At 73.7% G+C, this 16,158-nt stretch carries 16 protein-coding genes; 9 read left to right on the top strand and 7 right to left on the bottom strand.

All coding sequences use genetic code 11. From position 1 onward, the window contains the following. The 4 genes from ACLIYP_RS24375 to ACLIYP_RS24360 form a co-directional block, all read right to left on the bottom strand. On the bottom strand, positions 1-1,429 hold a 1,429-nt coding region (locus tag ACLIYP_RS24375; protein WP_412715256.1), incomplete at its 3' end, for an MFS transporter. Between the two features lie 249 nt (positions 1,430-1,678). Next, complete coding sequence (locus tag ACLIYP_RS24370) at positions 1,679-2,725, bottom strand: endonuclease/exonuclease/phosphatase family protein (protein WP_412715255.1); 1,047 nt, start codon at positions 2,723-2,725, stop codon at positions 1,679-1,681. A 335-nt stretch (positions 2,726-3,060) separates the two neighbouring features. After that, positions 3,061-3,672, bottom strand: coding sequence for a TetR/AcrR family transcriptional regulator (locus ACLIYP_RS24365; RefSeq protein WP_412715254.1), 612 nt, complete (start codon positions 3,670-3,672; stop codon positions 3,061-3,063). After that, the gene (locus ACLIYP_RS24360) at positions 3,669-5,381 is read right to left on the bottom strand and encodes an MFS transporter (RefSeq protein ID WP_412715253.1); all 1,713 of its coding nucleotides are present in this window, start codon (positions 5,379-5,381) and stop codon (positions 3,669-3,671) included. Before ACLIYP_RS24360 ends, ACLIYP_RS24365 begins: the two co-directional genes overlap by 4 nt. A 173-nt stretch (positions 5,382-5,554) precedes the next feature. Between ACLIYP_RS24360 and panB the strand changes: the two genes are divergently transcribed. From panB to ACLIYP_RS24345, 3 genes are all read left to right on the top strand, one after another. Continuing rightward, entirely contained in the window at positions 5,555-6,415 is an 861-nt protein-coding gene (panB, locus tag ACLIYP_RS24355; protein WP_412715252.1) for a 3-methyl-2-oxobutanoate hydroxymethyltransferase, read from the top strand. A 166-nt stretch (positions 6,416-6,581) separates the two neighbouring features. Beyond that, on the top strand, positions 6,582-7,043 hold the full coding sequence (locus ACLIYP_RS24350) for an Hsp20/alpha crystallin family protein (protein ID WP_412715258.1): 462 nt from the start codon (positions 6,582-6,584) through the stop codon (positions 7,041-7,043). A 63-nt stretch (positions 7,044-7,106) separates the two neighbouring features. Further along, positions 7,107-7,883, top strand: a complete 777-nt coding sequence (locus ACLIYP_RS24345) for a site-2 protease family protein (protein ID WP_412715251.1) — start codon at positions 7,107-7,109, stop codon at positions 7,881-7,883. Here ACLIYP_RS24345 and ACLIYP_RS24340 read toward each other — a convergent pair. Beyond that, the gene (locus ACLIYP_RS24340; protein WP_093654948.1) at positions 7,870-8,091 is read right to left on the bottom strand and encodes a hypothetical protein; all 222 of its coding nucleotides are present in this window, start codon (positions 8,089-8,091) and stop codon (positions 7,870-7,872) included. The genes ACLIYP_RS24345 and ACLIYP_RS24340 overlap by 14 nt on opposite strands. 174 nt (positions 8,092-8,265) lie before the next feature. Here ACLIYP_RS24340 and npdG point away from each other — a divergent pair, with 174 nt between their 5' ends. After that, positions 8,266-8,982, top strand: coding sequence for an NADPH-dependent F420 reductase (gene npdG / locus ACLIYP_RS24335; protein ID WP_412715250.1), 717 nt, complete (start codon positions 8,266-8,268; stop codon positions 8,980-8,982). A gap of 110 nt (positions 8,983-9,092) precedes the next feature. Here npdG and ACLIYP_RS24330 read toward each other — a convergent pair whose 3' ends face one another. Beyond that, the gene (locus tag ACLIYP_RS24330) at positions 9,093-9,320 is read right to left on the bottom strand and encodes a hypothetical protein (RefSeq protein WP_412715249.1); all 228 of its coding nucleotides are present in this window, start codon (positions 9,318-9,320) and stop codon (positions 9,093-9,095) included. A 53-nt stretch (positions 9,321-9,373) separates the two neighbouring features. Here ACLIYP_RS24330 and map point away from each other — a divergent pair, with 53 nt between their 5' ends. The 4 genes from map (at position 9,374) to ACLIYP_RS24310 (ending at position 13,984) form a co-directional block, all read left to right on the top strand. Continuing rightward, positions 9,374-10,231, top strand: a complete 858-nt coding sequence (map, locus tag ACLIYP_RS24325) for a type I methionyl aminopeptidase (RefSeq protein ID WP_410538794.1) — start codon at positions 9,374-9,376, stop codon at positions 10,229-10,231. Between the two features lie 123 nt (positions 10,232-10,354). Then, positions 10,355-11,020 carry a biliverdin-producing heme oxygenase gene (locus ACLIYP_RS24320; protein ID WP_412715248.1) on the top strand — a complete coding sequence of 222 codons (666 nt, stop codon included), beginning with the start codon at positions 10,355-10,357 and terminating at the stop codon, positions 11,018-11,020. A 146-nt stretch (positions 11,021-11,166) separates the two neighbouring features. Further along, entirely contained in the window at positions 11,167-12,831 is a 1,665-nt protein-coding gene (locus ACLIYP_RS24315) for a cellulase family glycosylhydrolase (protein WP_412715247.1), read from the top strand. Between the two features lie 166 nt (positions 12,832-12,997). Further along, positions 12,998-13,984, top strand: a complete 987-nt coding sequence (locus tag ACLIYP_RS24310; protein ID WP_412715246.1) for a hypothetical protein — start codon at positions 12,998-13,000, stop codon at positions 13,982-13,984. Positions 13,985-14,081: 97 nt separating this feature from the next. Here the strand turns inward: ACLIYP_RS24310 and ACLIYP_RS24305 are convergent, their stop codons facing one another. Next, the gene (locus ACLIYP_RS24305; RefSeq protein ID WP_412715245.1) at positions 14,082-14,819 is read right to left on the bottom strand and encodes a bifunctional DNA primase/polymerase; all 738 of its coding nucleotides are present in this window, start codon (positions 14,817-14,819) and stop codon (positions 14,082-14,084) included. A gap of 477 nt (positions 14,820-15,296) precedes the next feature. Between ACLIYP_RS24305 and ddaH the strand changes: the two genes are divergently transcribed. Next, complete coding sequence (ddaH, locus tag ACLIYP_RS24300; protein ID WP_412715257.1) at positions 15,297-16,082, top strand: dimethylargininase; 786 nt, start codon at positions 15,297-15,299, stop codon at positions 16,080-16,082. Positions 16,083-16,158 lie beyond the last annotated feature (76 nt).

Raw genomic sequence — 16,158 nt, 5'->3', positions numbered from 1 at the left:
CGACTCCCCCCTGCTCGACCTCGCGGGCAACGACTACCTGGGCCTGGCCCGGCACCCGGAGGTCGTCGCCGCCGCCTCGGCCGCCGCCCGCCGCTGGGGCGCGGGCGCCACCGGCTCCCGCCTGGTCCCCCTGACCATCTCGCTCGCCGCCCTCACCGCCCGCCTCCAGACCGCCTGGGTGCGCACCGGCCCCGCGGGCCACCACCCGCGACCGCCGCTGGGACGACCGCCTCCCGGACGGCGCCCCCCGGTCCAGCGCTCCCGCCAGCACGGCGATCACCAGGCCCGCCACCGCCAGGGCGGCGCCCACCAGCGCCGGGGACGTCCATCCCCAGCCCGCCGCGATGGCCGTGCCGCCGGCCCACGCGCCGCCCGCGTTCGCCAGGTTGAACGCGGAGTGGTTGGAGGCCGCGGCGAGCGTCGGCGCGTGGCGCGCCTTCTCCATCACGAGCATCTGCAGCGGCGTGGTGGTCATGAACCCCACGGCACCGATCACCACCACGGTCGCCATCGCCGCCCACGGCACGTGGACGGTGAACCGGAAGGCCACCAGCACCAGCGCCAGCGCGCCCAGCGCCCCGTACAGCGTGGGCCGCAGCGCACGGTCGGTCAGCGGTCCCGCGGCCAGTGCCCCCAGCGTCATGCCCACGCCGAAGAGTGCCAGCACGACCGTGACCGACGACTCGGCCATCCCCGTGACCTCGGTGACCATCGAGGCCAGGTAGCTGTAGAGGGCGAAGACTCCCGCGAACCCGAAGACGGCCGTCAGCAGCCCGAGCAGCACCTGCCGGTCCCCCAGCGTCCGGACCTCGCGGCGCAGCTCGCGGAGCGCGCCACCGGCACCGCCACCGGCGCCCCCCGCAACGCCGCCTCGCCGTTCCAGCGGCAGATGCGGCACCAGCGCCGCCAGCGCCCCCATGGCGACCAGCCCGATCACGGTGACGACCAGGAAGGTCGCGCGCCACCCCAGTTGCTGCCCCAGCGCCGTACCGCCGGGCACGCCGACGATGTTGGCCACGGTCAGCCCCAGGAACATCGTGGCCACGGCCCGCGCCTGCCGGCCCTCCCGCACCAGGCGGGCGGCGACGACCGCGCCGACCCCGAAGAACGCGCCGTGCGGCAGTCCGGCCAGCACCCGCCCGGCCAGCAGCGTGCCGTATCCGGGAGCGAGGGCGGAGGCGAGGTTGCCGATGGTGAACAGCCCCATCAGCGCGATCAGCATCCGCCTGCGCGGAACGCGGACCCCGACCGCGGCCAGGAGCGGGGCGCCGATGACGACGCCGATGGCGTAGGCGGAGACGAGATGGCCGGCGGTGGGCACGGAGACGCCCAGGTCGTCCGCGACGTTGGGCAGCAGACCCATCATCACGAACTCCGTGGTGCCGATCCCGAAGGCCGCGACCGCGAGGGCGAGCAGGGCCAGGGGCATGGGAGAGCCTTTCGACGCGAGGGGTGGATGCGCAGCAGGACGGAGAAACGGAGTCGGTGTGCTCCGGACGCGGCCAAGTCTCGCAGCCTTTTTGTTCCGGCGCAAAACAAATAGGTGACAGCCGTGCTACAAGCAGCGGGCGGCCCGCCCCACCCGGGGCGGGCCGCCTTCCACAGCCCACGGACCCGCCGCGGCCGAACCCGGAACCGGAACCTGAACCGGAATCCCGCCCCGCCCTGGCCCGCAGCCCTACCAGCGCACCGACGCCGCCAGCGGCAGATGATCGCTGGCGGTCGGCGGCAGCGTCCACGACGACACCGGCTCGACCCCCTTCACCATGATCTGGTCGATCCGGGCCATCGGGAACGACGCGGGCCAGCTGAACCCGAACCCGTCGCCCGCCGCGCCCTGCGTGGAGCGCATCTGGGAGGTGACGGACGCCAGCGCCCGGTCGTTCATCGTCCCGTTGAGATCGCCGAGCAGCACCACCCGCTCGACGGGCTCGGCCACGATGGCCTCACCCAGCAGGTCGGAGGCGACATCGCGCTGGCGGGCGGTGAACCCCGCCTCGAACTTCACCCGCACCGACGGCAGGTGCGCGCCGTACACGGCGACGTCCCCCCTCGGCGTGGCGACGGTGGCGCGCATCGCCCGCGTCCAGCCGATCCCGATGTCCACCGGCCCGGCGTCGTCGATCGGGTACTTGCTCCACAGCCCGACGGTGCCCTGCACCGTGTGGTGGGGGTAGGCGTCCGCCAGTGCCTTCTCGTACTCCGCCACCGACCGGCCCGGCAGCTCCTGGAGGGCCAGCACCTCGGCGCCGCTGCGCGCCAGCTGCCGCGCGGTACCGGCCGGGTCGGGGTTGTCGGCGTTGACGTTGTGGGTGACCACCGTCAGGTCCCCGCCGGTGCCGCGCTTGTCCGTGACCAGGCCACCGAACATGTCGACCCAGACCACCGCGGGCAGCAGCAGCGCCACCAGCGCGGTGGCCGAGCGGCGCAGCAGCGCGCCCAGGAGCAGCAGGGGGATCGCCAGGCCGGCCCACGGCAGGAAGGTCTCCAGCAGGCTGCCCAGGTTGCCGACCCGGTTGGGCACCCTGGAGTGCAGCGCCATCAGCAGCGCCACCAGCACGGAGAACAGCGCGAGCAGCAGGCCGCGGCGCCACCGGCCCTCGCCGCCCAGCCGGGCGATCACGCGCCGGAACCGGACGGCGGAGGAGGGGGCGGGACCGGGGCGCCCGTCCACCTCGCCCCGCGCCGTCTCCGACTCCGCCTCGGTCATGTACGCCCGTGCCATCCGCCGTCCTCACTTGCCGTCGTCGCGAGGCCGCCGCCCCGGTCCGGCGTCCCGGGTGGCGGCCGGTCTTGCTTGCTGGGCGCGCCGGCCGCACCGGGCGGCCCGTACGCCTGTACGTCTGCCAGGACGAACGCGGTCCTGCGGCGGGTTCCTGACCTTCCGGCAGCACCCGCCACTGTAACGAAACACGCACATTCCGGCACGGCGCGCGGACCCGCACGCGCGCACGCACGCGCGCACGGCCACGGGGGCACCCCCGGCACCGGCGCCGCACCACAGGGGGACGGGAAGCGGGAAGCGGGGGACGGGAAGCGGGAAGCGGGGGACCGGCCCGCTCAGCCGCGCGGCCGGGCGCCGTCCAGCACCCCGTCCACGATCTGCTCGGACAGTTCCTCGGGCAGTTCCCGCCACTCGTGCAGCAGCGCCCGCGACAGCATCGGCCCGACGAACAGCTCCCCCAGCAGCTCGACGTCCAGGTCCGAGCGGATCTCGCCCTCGGCCACGCCGCGTCTCAGCACCGCGTGCAGCGTCTCCCGGCGGGCGCGGATCACGGTGTCGTGGTACTCCTGCCACAGCCTCGGATGGCTGTGGAAGTGGCTCATCATGGTGCGCAGCAGCGCCGAGTCCCGCTTGGCCAGGCCCTTGCGCCGCAGCCCCTCCAGGATCTCCACCAGGTCCTCCCGCACGGACCGGCCGCGCACCTCGGGCGGGGGCTCGTCCAGGGCCCGCATGACGTCCAGCAGCAGCGCGTCCTTGCCGGGCCAGCGGCGGTAGACGGTCGCCTTGCCCACGCCCGCCTCGCGGGCGATCCCCTCCATGGACAGCGCGCCGACGCCGATCCCGCGCTCCAGCAGCCGCAGGACCGCCCCGATGATCGCCCGGTCGGCGGCCGCGCTGCGCGGCCTGCCGCGCACGGCGCGCACCACCGCGGTCCCCTCCTCCGTCACCGCTCCACCTCCGCCTCGGCCTCCGGGGCGTCCCGCTCGCGCCCCGCCCCGGGCACACTCGCACCTTCGGCCTCTTTCCGCACCTCCCCCTCGTCCTTCCCGCCCCGCTCGTCCTCCTCCGGCCCCCGCGCCCCGTCCGCGCCGCCCGGCTCACCGCGCCTGCCCGGCATGAAGAGCGCGACGACGACCGCACCGGCCAGGGCGACGGCGGCGGAGGCCACGACCGTGATGTGCATGGCCTGGACGAACGCCTCGTCGGCCCGCTCGGCCAGCGCCCGGCCCGCCGGGCCCATCCGCTCCGCCAGCGCCCGGGTGGCCTCGATGGACTCCCCCGCCGTGTGCCGGGCACCCTCGGACAGGCCCGGCACCCCGGCCAGTTCGCCGTCGATCCGGCCCCGGTAGGCCGCCGAGAGCAGCGAGCCCAGCACCGCGACGCCCAGCGCCCCGCCCACCTGCCGGAAGACGTTGTTGACCGCCGAGCCTGAGCCCGCCTTCCGGCGCGGCAGCGACTGCATGACCGTGACGGTGACGGGCGGCATGATGTGCGCCATCCCGGCGCCCTGGAGGAAGAAGAGGACCTCCAGGATCCAGATCGGGGTGTCGGTGTCCAGCAGCAGGAACGACGCCATGGTCGCGGCGATCACCAGCATGCCGCCCGTGCAGGTGGCGCGGGCGCCGAAGCGCTCCACGGCCAGCCGGGCCCGGGGGGCGAAGACCAGTTGCGCGACGGCCAGCGGGAGCAGCAGCAGACCGGTCTGGAGCGGGGTGTAGCCGCGCACGCTCTGGGTGTAGAAGACCATGAAGAAGGTCACGCCCATCAGCGCGAAGAAGACCAGCGCCACGGCGGTGACGGCGGCCGAGAAGGCCGGGTCGCGGAAGTAGCCGACGTCCAGGGCCGGATGGTCGCTGCGCTTCTCGTGGAGGACGAAGCCGGCCAGGACGGCGATGCCGCCGCCCGCGGTGAGCAGCACCTCGGGGTCGGTGAAGTCGGCGAGCTGGCCGCCCTTGATGATGCCGTAGACCAGCAGCACCAGGCCGACGACCGACAGCAGTACGCCCAGGGGGTCGGGGCGGCCGGGCGCGGGGTCCCTGGACTCGGGCACCAGCACGGCCATCGCGATCAGCGCGGCGATCACGATGGGCACGTTGACCATGAACACCGAGCCCCACCAGAAGTGCTCCAGCAGCACGCCGCCGGTGATGGGCCCTATCGCGATGGCCAGGCCGACGCCCCCGGCCCAGATCCCTATGGCCCTGGGCTGCTCGTCGCGTTCGAAGACGTTCATCAGGATGGCGAGCGTGGAGGGCATCACGAAGGCGCCGCCGAAGCCCATCAGCGCCCGGAAGGCGATCAGCTCGCCGGGCGAGTCGGAGAGCCCGGCCAGCACCGAGCCGACGCCGAACAGCGCCAGGCCCGCCAGCAGCATCCGCTTGCGCCCGTAGCGGTCCCCGAGCAGGCCCGAGGTGAACAGCAGTCCCGCGAAGACGAGGGTGTAGGAGTTGACCGCCCATTCGAGCTGGCCCTGGGTGGCGCCGAGGCCGGTGGGGGGCGGGGTCGCGATGGTCTTCATCGCGACGTTGAGGATCGAGTTGTCCAGCACGACGATCAGCAGGCTGAACATCAGGGCGGCCAGGATCGCCCAGCGCCTGCGGTGCACGGCCTCCGGGACCGTCGGTTGCGGTGGTGCTGCGGGGCTCGCTGCGCTCATGAGGCCCAGCATAGGGCGTTTACGATACGGATCCGTCTCGTATCGTTATGCGGTCTCCCGTGTCGCACCGCCGCGGCCCCCCTTCCCTCCCGCCCGGCGGGAGTGCCACCATGGACGCGGATCCGGGGACGCCGTGAGGGCGCCTCGAGACGACGAACACAGGAGCCGGCGCAATGACGCATGCCCAGCAGCAGGCAGCCGACAGCAGCAAGGCGCTGTACGGCGGAACGCAGCAGCGACGCATCACCGTGAGGGACCTGGCCGCCGCCAAGGAGCGCGGCGAGAAGTGGCCCATGCTCACCGCGTACGACGCCATGACCGCGTCCGTCTTCGACGAGGCGGGCATCCCCGTCCTGCTCGTCGGGGACTCGGCGGGCAACTGCCACCTCGGCTACGACAGCACGGTGCCCGTCACCATGGAGCAGATGGCCATGATGTCCGCCGCCGTCGTACGCGGCACCCGGCGGGCCATGGTCGTGGCCGACCTTCCCTTCGGCTCGTACCAGGAGGGCCCCGTCCAGGCCCTGCGCAACGCCACCCGGCTGGTGAAGGAGGCCGGCGCCGGCGCGGTGAAGCTGGAGGGCGGCGAGCGCTCGCTGGCCCAGACCGAGCTGCTCGTGCGGTCCGGCATCCCCGTGATGTCCCACCTGGGCCTGACCCCGCAGTCGGTCAACGCGCTGGGCGGGTACTACGTCCAGGGCCGCGGCGAGGAGGCCGCCCACCAGCTCCTGCGCGACGCCAAGGCCGCCCAGGACGCCGGCGCCTTCGCCCTCGTCATGGAGATGGTCCCGGCCGAGCTGGCCGCCGAGGTGACCCGCTCCCTGAGCATCCCGACCATCGGCATCGGCGCCGGCCCGGACTGCGACGCCCAGGTGCTGGTCTGGACGGACATGGCCGGCATGACGTCCGGCCGGATGCCGCGCTTCGTCAAGCAGTACGCGCGGCTGCGCGAGACGCTCGGCGACGCGGCGCGCGGGTTCGCCCAGGACGTGGTCGGCTCCGCCTTCCCCGCCGAGGAGCACACCTTCCACTGACCGGCGGCGCGGCCGGCCCTCCCCCACCGGCCGCCCCCGGTCCTCCCGCGGCGGCCCGCCGACGGCCTTCCGGCCCTGTCGGCGGGCCGCCCGTTATGTTCGCCCCTGCCCGGATACCCGCCCCGGCGCACGAACAGGCGACGAGGAGGGAGAGACTCCCGTGAAGATGCCAGTACGGCGCGGAGAGGGCGCCCACCGTCCGGCACGGCAGCAGCCGGGCTGGGGCTGGCGCGACCCGCGCAGCGAGTTCGAGAACCTGTGGTCCGAGGTGGGCCGGTTCTTCCAGCAGGGCACCACGCCCACCGGCGAGCGGCCCTGGGCGCCCCTGGTCGAGGAGGAGGAGAGCGAGGACGCCTACCTGGTGCGGGCCGAGCTGCCCGGCATCCCGCGCGAGAGCGTCTCGGTGGAACTGGACGCCAACGAGCTGCACATCACCGGCGAACTCGAGGAGGAGCACCACGGGAAGGTGCTCAGCCGCCGCACCGGCCGGTTCTCCTACCGCACCATGGTCCCGCACGACATCGACGACGAGGCGGTCTCGGCCGACCTGGCCGACGGGGTGCTCACGGTGCGCATCCCGAAGTCGCCCCAGGGCAAGCGGCGCACGATCGACATCAGCGCGCAGTAGGCCGACCGGGGCGCGGGCCCCTGGCTCGCGCCCCGGCGATCGCGCCGGGTACGGTCGGGCCCCATGAACAGACAGGTCAGCCCCGTGTTCCTGGGGCTCGTCACCGTCATGGGGGTGTCGGCCTGGGGCGTGTGGGCGGACTACGCGGCGAACACCGGCCTCGCGGTGTTCCTCTTCGTCGTCTCGGCCTGGATCGTCTCCCTGTGCCTGCACGAGTACGCGCACGCGCGCACCGCCCTGCACGGCGGCGACATATCCGTCGGGGCCAAGGGCTACCTCACCCTGAACCCCCTGAAGTACACCCACGCCCTGCTGAGCATCGTCCTGCCCGTGGCCTTCGTGATCATGGGCGGCATCGGCCTCCCCGGCGGCGCGGTCTTCATCGAGCGCGACCGCGTCCGCGGCCGGCTCAAGCACAGCCTGATCTCGGCGGCCGGACCGCTGGTCAACGCCGCCCTCGCCCTCGCCCTGGCCGCGCCCTTCCTCCTGGGCATGCTGGACGGCGCGCCGATCGCGTTCCGCTGCGCGCTGGCCTTCCTGGCGATGCTCCAGGTCACGGCCGCGATCCTCAACTTCCTGCCCGTGCCCGGCCTGGACGGCTACGGCGTCCTCGAACCGTGGCTCTCGCCCAAGGCCCGCCGCCAGATGGAGCCCTTCGCGCCCTTCGGTCTCCTCGCGGTCTTCGCCTGCCTGTGGATCCCGGAGGTCAACGCCGTCTTCTGGAACGGCATCGACACCGTGATGGAGGCCCTGGGCGTCTCCTGGCAGGAGGTCGCCTACGGGCTGGAGTACTTCCGCTTCTGGGAGGGCGAGCCCCAGAACGTCCTCATCCCCCGTTGACGCCGTTCGCCTCGGCCGCGGCCCGCTCCAGCCTGGCGCGGCGCACGTAGTACCAGGCCATGTTGGACGACAGCCCGGCCAGCAGGACCCAGACGATCCCCACCGGCCAGGCCCCCTTCGCGAAGGACACCACCGCCGCCACGACGGCGAGGCCGCAGACGACCAGGGCGAACAGGGGGAGTCGTCGGGTCGGGGACGAGGGGGCCATGGGGTCGGGCTCCAGAGGTTGCGGCGTTACGACGCTCCCATTGTCCCCCATCCGCCCACACCGCCCCCGCGCCGGGGGCGCGCCGTCCCGGTGCCCGCGCCGGGCCACCACCGCACCCCGGCCCCGTAAACCCTGGTGGTGCCCGTCCACCGGGCCCCTGGCAGGATCGGAGGCATGACCTCGAACGATGCTTCCGCGGACGCCCCGAAGAAGGCCCCCGCCAAGGACCCCTGGGAACTGCCGGACGTCTCAGGCCTGGTGGTCGGCGTGCTGGGCGGCACCGGTGACCAGGGCCGCGGCCTGGCGTACCGGCTGGCCCGGGCCGGCCAGAAGGTGATCCTCGGCTCACGGACCGCCGAGCGGGCGCGGGCCGCCGCCGAGGAACTGGGCCTGGGCGTGGAGGGCGCGGACAACGCCGAGTGCGCACGCCGCAGCGACGTGGTGATCGTCGCGGTGCCGTGGGAAGGGCATGCCGCGACGCTGGAGAGCCTGCGCGGGGAACTGGCGGGCAAGCTCGTCGTGGACTGCGTCAACCCGCTCGGCTTCGACAAGAAGGGCGCCTACGCCCTGAAGCCGGAGGAGGGCAGCGCCGCGGAGCAGGCGGCCGCCCTGCTGCCGGACTCGCGGGTGACCGCGGCCTTCCACCACCTGTCGGCCGTCCTGCTGCGGGATCCGCAGATCGAGGAGATCGAGACCGACGTGATGGTGCTGGGGGAGGTACGGGCCGACTGCGAGATCGTCCAGGCGCTGGCGGGGCGCATCCCGGGGATGCGCGGCGTGTTCGCCGGCCGGCTGCGCAACGCGCACCAGGTGGAGTCGCTGGTCGCCAACCTGATCTCGGTCAACCGGCGTTACAAGGCGCACGCGGGGGTGCGGCTCACCGACATCTGAGCGTGGGCCGGGTCCCGACGGCGGCCCGGCGCGAGCCCGGGGCGGCGCGGACCGTCGCCCCGGCGCGGGCGGACGGCGACCCGGCGCGGGCGCCGGGACGGCGCGCCCCGTCAGTCCGCGTCGCCCCGCGCGGCGGGATCGCTCCAGCGGGGGTCGTTCTCCCACTGGACGTTGCGTTCGCGGGCGGTCTCCATCGCGTGCTCGGCCTCGGTGCGGGAGGTGTACGGGCCCATGCGGTCCTTGGCCGGGCACTCGGGCCCCTCCTCCACCTTGCGGTGCTCCAGGCAGTAGAACCACTCGCCGGGCTTGCCGGTCGCCTTGCGCTTGAAGAGTGCCATGTGATCCATGCTGCCCCGCCTGGGCGCCGCCTACCGCGGTTAGACTCGCGCACATGTCTGGCCAGTCGCTCCTCGTTCCCGGCACCCTCTCCCCGCACCGCAACGTGCCCGCCTCGATCCCCCGCCCGGAGTACGTGGGCAAGGACGCCCCCACGCCGTACACCGGCCCCGAGGTGCAGGACTCCGAAACGGTCGAGAAGATGCGGATCGCGGGGCGGATCGCCGCCCGCGCCATGGCGGAGGCCGCGCGGCACATCGCCCCCGGCGTGACCACCGACAAGCTCGACGAGGTCGCGCACGAGTACCTGTGCGACCACGGCGCCTACCCCTCGACGCTGGGGTACCGGAAGTTCCCCAAGTCGCTGTGCACCTCGGTCAACGAGGTCATCTGCCACGGCATCCCGGACTCCACCGTCCTGCGCGACGGCGACATCGTGAACCTGGACGTGACCGCGTACGTCCACGGTGTGCACGGCGACAACAACGCCACCTACCTGTGCGGGGACGTGGACGAGGAGTCGCGGCTGCTGGTGGAGCGGACGCGCGAGTCGCTGAACCGCGCGATCAAGGCGGTGCGGCCGGGCCGGCAGATCAACGTCATCGGGCGGGTCATCGAGTCGTACGCCAAGCGCTTCGGGTACGGGGTGGTGCGCGACTTCACCGGGCACGGCATCAACAGCTCGTTCCACTCCGGCCTGATCATCCCCCACTACGACGACCCCCGGGCGACGACGGTGATGAAGCCCGGCATGACGTTCACCATCGAGCCGATGCTGACGCTGGGCACGCACGAGTGGGAGATGTGGCAGGACGGCTGGACGGTGGTGACCAAGGACCGGAAGCGGACGGCTCAGTTCGAGCACACGCTCGTGGTCACCGACTCGGGGGCCGAGATCCTGACGCTCCCCTGACGGTTTTCCGACAAACTGTCGGCAAGACGTTGACCTGCGGGCCCGGTCGGCGAGAATCGGTCGGGTCCGGCGGCATCCCGGTGGTGCCGTCCTCTCACGCCGTCTGGTCCCCGGAGGCCCGCCTTGGTCGCGTCCGCCACGACTCCGTTCTCCGTCCTCATCCGCGAGGCCTCCCGGCAGCAGCACACGGAGGCGGAGGGGTCCGCGTTCATGGGCGCCCTGCTGGGCGGCAGGCTGGGGGTGGAGGCCTACCGGCGCTACACCGAGCAGCTGTGGTTCGTCTACCGCGCGCTGGAGGACGGGGCCGAGGGACTGGCCGGTGATCCGGTGGCAGGACCGTTCCTGCGGCCCGAGCTGGCCCGCACCGCCCCCCTGGAGCGCGACCTGACCCATCTGCACGGCGGGGAGGGCTGGCGCGGATCGCTGGTCCCGCTGCCCGCTACGGCCGCGTACGCCGGGCGGATCGCCCGCCTGGTCCGCGAGTGGCCGGGCGGCTACGTCGCGCACCACTACACCCGCTACCTGGGCGATCTGTCCGGCGGCCAGATCATCCGGGGGAAGGCCGAGAAGGCCTGGGGCTTCGCGCGCAAGGGCGACGGCGTGCGCTTCTACGTCTTCGAGGGGATCGACAACCCGGCCGCGTTCAAGCGCGAGTACCGGGCGGCGCTGGACGCGGTGCCGGTGGACGATCTGGAGAAGCAGCGGATCGCCGAGGAGTGCCGGCGGGCCTTCGCGCTGAACACCGCCGTCTTCCGCGAGCTGGGCGAGGAGTTCCCGCTCAGCGCCTGACGGATCCGGAACCGATCCGTGTCACACCCCTTGACGCGGCATCGGCGTCGGCGGTTGGTTGGGAGCGCTTCCACACCAGACCGCGAGGTGCTCGCCCCTCGCCGGTCTGACATCGTTGTCAGCCACACGGCTCACTGGAGTGAGAGATGAGACCACGCACCACCCGCAGGGCCGCCGCCTCGGGCGCCCTCCTCGGCTTACTGCTGCCGCTGACCGGCCTGGGCCAGGCCGCGCAGGCCGCGTCCGGGGCCACCGGGAGCGCTGCCGCCACCGGCCTCCACGTCAGCGGCGGGCGCCTGCTGGAGGCCAACGGGAACGACTTCGTGATGCGGGGCGTCAACCACGCCCACACCTGGTACACCGGCGAGCTCGACTCCCTGGCCCACATCAAGGCCAAGGGCGCCAACACCGTGCGGGTCGTGCTCAGCAGCGGCGACCGCTGGACGCGCAACGACGCCTCCGACGTGGCGAACGTCGTCTCCGAGTGCAAGGCCAACCGGCTGATCTGCGTGCTGGAGGTGCACGACACCACCGGCTACGGCGAGCAGAGCGGCGCGGCCTCCCTGGACCGGGCGGCGGACTACTGGATCGGCGTCAAGAGCGCGCTGGAGGGCCAGGAGGACTACATCGTCGTCAACATCGGCAACGAGCCGCACGGCAACAGCGGCTACCAGAGCTGGGCCGACGACACCAGGGGCGCCATCCGGAAGCTGCGCGACGCCGGGTTCGACCACGCCCTGATGGTCGACGCCCCCAACTGGGGCCAGGACTGGTCGTTCACCATGCGCGACAACGCCGAGTCGGTCTTCGCCGCCGACCCCGACCGCAACACCGTGTTCTCCATCCACATGTACGGCGTCTTCGACACCGCCGCCGAGGTGCGCGACTACCTGGGCCGCTTCGTCGACGCCGGACTGCCGATCCTGGTGGGCGAGTTCGGTCACGACCACAGTGACGGCAACCCGGACGAGGACGCGATCCTGGCCACCGCCGAGCAGCTCGGCCTGGGCTACCTGGGCTGGTCCTGGAGCGGCAACGGCGGCGGCGTGGAGTACCTGGACATGGTCGAGGGCTTCGACCCGGACGCCATGACGAGCTGGGGCGAGCGCCTGTTCAACGGCGCGAACGGCATCGCCGCGACCGCGGAGGAGGCCACCGTCTACGGCGGCTCCGGCGGCCCGGGCGACACCACCGCCCCCACCCGGCCGGGCGCCCCGGCGGCCTCCGGGGTGACCTCCACCGGCGTCACCCTGTCCTGGGCGGCCTCCTCCGACGACACCGGGGTGACCGGTTACGACGTGGTGCGCGTCGACGGCTCCTCCGAGACGGCCGTGCGGAGCGTCGCGGGCACCTCGGCGCAGATCACCGGTCTGACGGCCGGCACCTCCTACACCTTCGCCGTGTACGCGCGGGACGCGGCGGGCAACCGCTCCGAGCGCTCGGCGGCGGTGAACGTCACCACGGGCCAGGGCGGCGGCGACCCCGCGCCGGGCTCCTGCTCGGTCGCCTACCGGATCGTCGGCCAGTGGCAGGGCGGCTTCCAGGGCGAGGTGACCGTCCGCAACACCGGCTCCTCCGCGATCGGCGGCTGGACGCTGGGCTGGCGGTTCGCCGACGGCCAGACCATCACCAACATGTGGGGCGGCACCCCGAGGCAGAGCGGGGCGTCCGTCACCGTCGAGCCCGCCTCGTACACCGCGAACATCCCGGCGGGCGGCTCGGTGACCATCGGCTTCACCGGCACCTGGAGGGGCGGCAACACCGCCCCCGACGCGTTCACGCTCGACGGCGCCGCCTGCGCGGCGCCCTGACGCCGGCCGTGACGCGCGACGCCGTGCGGCCGGTGTGACGGCTTCCGGCCCCGCCCCGCGGACCGCCGCGGGGCGGGGCCGGACCCGTCCCGTCGTCCGGCCCCCGCGGGGCACCGGTAGGGTTCGGGCCGAAAGCCTCGTGATGGTCCGGGAGGGGTCGAGGAGAGTGCGGACGAAGGCGCGTGGGCTCAGGGGCGCGGTGGCGCTGGCGGCGGTGCTGGCCGGGCTGGCGGTGCTGCCGGGCTGTGTCACGGTGCACGGTGAGAGGGCCGTGGTCCCGGCGGTGACCGAGGCGGAGGCCGCCAAGGTCCTCGACCACTTCACCGAGACCAACAACGAGGCCAACCGCACCCACGACGCCTCCCTGAACGCCACCATCGAGACGGGTGCGCTGGGCGCCGTCGACCAGGCCGGGCTGCGGGCCCGCCGCGCCGTCCACCCCGACGGCAGCCCGGACCACCGGGAGCTGGAGCTGACCGACGCCCGCTTCCTGATACCGCGGCAGGCCGGCTGGCCGAAGTTCTTCGTCGCCGACACCGCCTCCAGCCAGAGCCCCGGCAAGCGCTGGCTGCTGGTCTTCACCAGGAACGGCGTCGAGGAGAAGTGGAAGGCGTCCTACCTGTCGGTGCTGGACGCCTCCGCCGTGCCGGAGTTCGCCGAGGACGGCCAGGGCCACGCGCGGGCCGTCCCCGCGGGCGCGTCGGCCCGGCTGGCCGTCGCGCCGAAGGACCTGGGCAAGGCGTACACGGACTATCTGCGCGAGGGCGGCGACACCTTCGCCGACGGCCCGGCGACCAGCGCCCTGCGCCAGGAGCGGAGGAAGACGGCTGCGAGCCCGGGCGCCCGCACCCAGTGGGCCGACCTCCCGGCCCGGGACGCGCGGTTCGCGCCGGTGGGGCTGCGCACCGAGGACGGCGGGGCGCTGGTCTTCTTCACCACCCACCACCAGATGCGGCAGACCGTGCCCCAGGGCTACAAGCCGCAGGTCAAGGACCCCTATGTCAAGGCCCTGATGGAGGGCACGCCGCGGCAGTCGGTGACGTACGTCCGCCTCGGCCTCCAGGCGGCGGCGGTGCCCCCCGCCGACGCCGGGGACCCGAGGGTCACGCTGGTGTACCGCCTCCAGCGTCTGACGGGCGCCAAGGGGGAGTGATCCCGGCGGCGGCCCGGGGCGCGCGGCGCCGCCGGTCCGCGCGCCGCGGCGCACCGGCTCGGTGCGCCTGCTCGGTGCGCCGGATCAGCGCACCGGCTCAGCGCACCGGCCAGGGAGCGGTGTGGTCCGGCTCCTCCTGCGCGTGCGCGGCGCACGCGTCCGTCAGCGCCTCCAGCATCGTCAGCGGGTCGGGCAGCGGGCGCTCGGGGGCGCGCAGCCAGCCCACCGCCGATTCGGAGTCGTCGCCGGGCAGCCGGGCGGGGGGTACGAGCACATAGCTGCCGCGGCAGTGCCACCGCAGGCCCGGGTGGTCGTCCAGGGTCTCGGGATGGCAGTCCAGCTCGCACGGCCACCACTCGTCCTCGTCGTCCGGGGTGCCGCGGGTGGCGGTGAAGAACAGCATCCGCCCCGACCAGGGGTCGGTGCCGCACACCGCCACCGGCCCGACCTCGACGCCCTCGGCCTCCAGCCGCTCCAGCGCGGCCCGTCCCGCGCCCACGGGCACGTCCAGCACGTCGTGGGTGCGGCCGGTGGCGGTGACGAAGTTGGCCGCCGGCTGGCCGGCGGCCCAGCGGGCGATCTGCTCGGGGTCGGTGGTGGCCTGCGTCTGCCAGGCGAAGGAGACCGGGTGCCGGCCGGGGGTGGGGCAGCCGATCCGGTCGCAGGAGCAGCCGTAGCCCTCGGGGTGCGCGGCGGGCGCCAGGGGGAAGCCCGCGGCGGCGGCCGTCAGCAGCAGGTCCTCCCGGAGGCGGGCCGCTTCCTGCACGGCGCTCGCGTGCGCACCGCCGCGGGAGCGTCGGCGCAGCCACCGGGAGAATCTGCTTTCGCGTTCCATCGGACTCCTAGTGCGGGAACCACCGGCCTCGGCCTGTGGGGGAATCACTTCCCTGGTTTGCGGTGCTTTCGGCCAGTCTCGCAAGGCATCGGGGCGGTCCGGACCGCGACCTCCGGGGTGGGGACCCCCTCCTCGCGGGAGGGGAGCGGAGGTCGCGTACCGCTCCACTCGCGACCAGAGCCGTGGGCTTCGAGGGTACGAAACCGAGCGCCTTCGGCCGGGCGGAATCCGCGGATCCCGGGCGGCCGTTTCCATCCTGCTCCTTCCGCGCCGCCGATGAGTAATCGAACGGCGGTCGCGATGGTCACAGCCCGCGCGCCCCGCCGGGCGGCGGTTCTGCGCCGTACAGCGGAAATCCTCCTCCAGGACGGGACACGGAGGCCCGGCCGGGTGGACCATGTGCTGACACAGCGCGACACCTCCGGTACACAGCGATCCTGTGAGGAGCCCTCCGTGTACACACCCCGCCGCTATCTGATGTGCCCACCGGCGTACTTCGCGGTCACCTACTCCATCAACCCGTGGATGGACCCCGCCAAGCCGGTGGACCTCCCGCTGGCCGTGGCCCAGTGGGAGTCCCTGCGCGACACCTACCGCGCGCTCGGCCACACCGTCGAGGAACTGGTGCCCGACCCGGAGCTGCCCGACATGGTGTACGCCGCCAACGGCGCGCTCGTCGTCGACGGCCGGGTGCTGGGCGCCCGCTTCGCCCACCCGGAGCGGGCGCGGGAGGCCGCGGTGCACCGGGATTGGTACCGGGAGCGGGGCTTCACGGAGGTGCGCGAGCCGGAGCACGTCAACGAGGGCGAGGGCGACTTCGCCGTCACGGCCTCCTGGCTGCTGGCCGGGCGCGGCTTCCGCAGCAGTCCGCTGTCCCACCCGGAGGCGCAGGAGTTCTTCGGCCGCCCGGTCGTCGGCCTGGATCTGGTGGACCCGCGCTTCTACCACCTGGACACGGCGCTGTGCGTGCTGGACGACACCCGCGACGACGCCGTCATGTACTACCCGGGGGCGTTCTCGCCCGGCAGCCGGGCGGTGCTGGCCCGGCTCTTCCCCGACGCGATCACCGCCGGGGAGGAGGACGCCCGCGCCTTCGGCCTGAACGCGGTCAGCGACGGGCGCCACGTGCTGCTGCCCCAGGAGGCGGTGGGGCTGTTCGGGCCGCTGCGCGAGCGCGGTTACGAGCCGGTCGGCGTCGATCTGGGCGAGCTGCTCAAGGGCGGCGGCAGTGTGAAGTGCTGCACCGCTGAGCTGCGCGGCTGATCCGGGCCGCGGGCCGGCGCGGAGGCGGGGCCAGGCGGGCGGGGCGCGGGCGGCCGGCCGCCCCGCCTCCGGCGCC

Source organism: Streptomyces nanhaiensis (assembly GCF_046614825.1).
Lineage (GTDB): Bacteria > Actinomycetota > Actinomycetes > Streptomycetales > Streptomycetaceae > Streptomyces > Streptomyces radiopugnans.
This window is presented reverse-complemented; position numbering and strand designations above follow the sequence as displayed.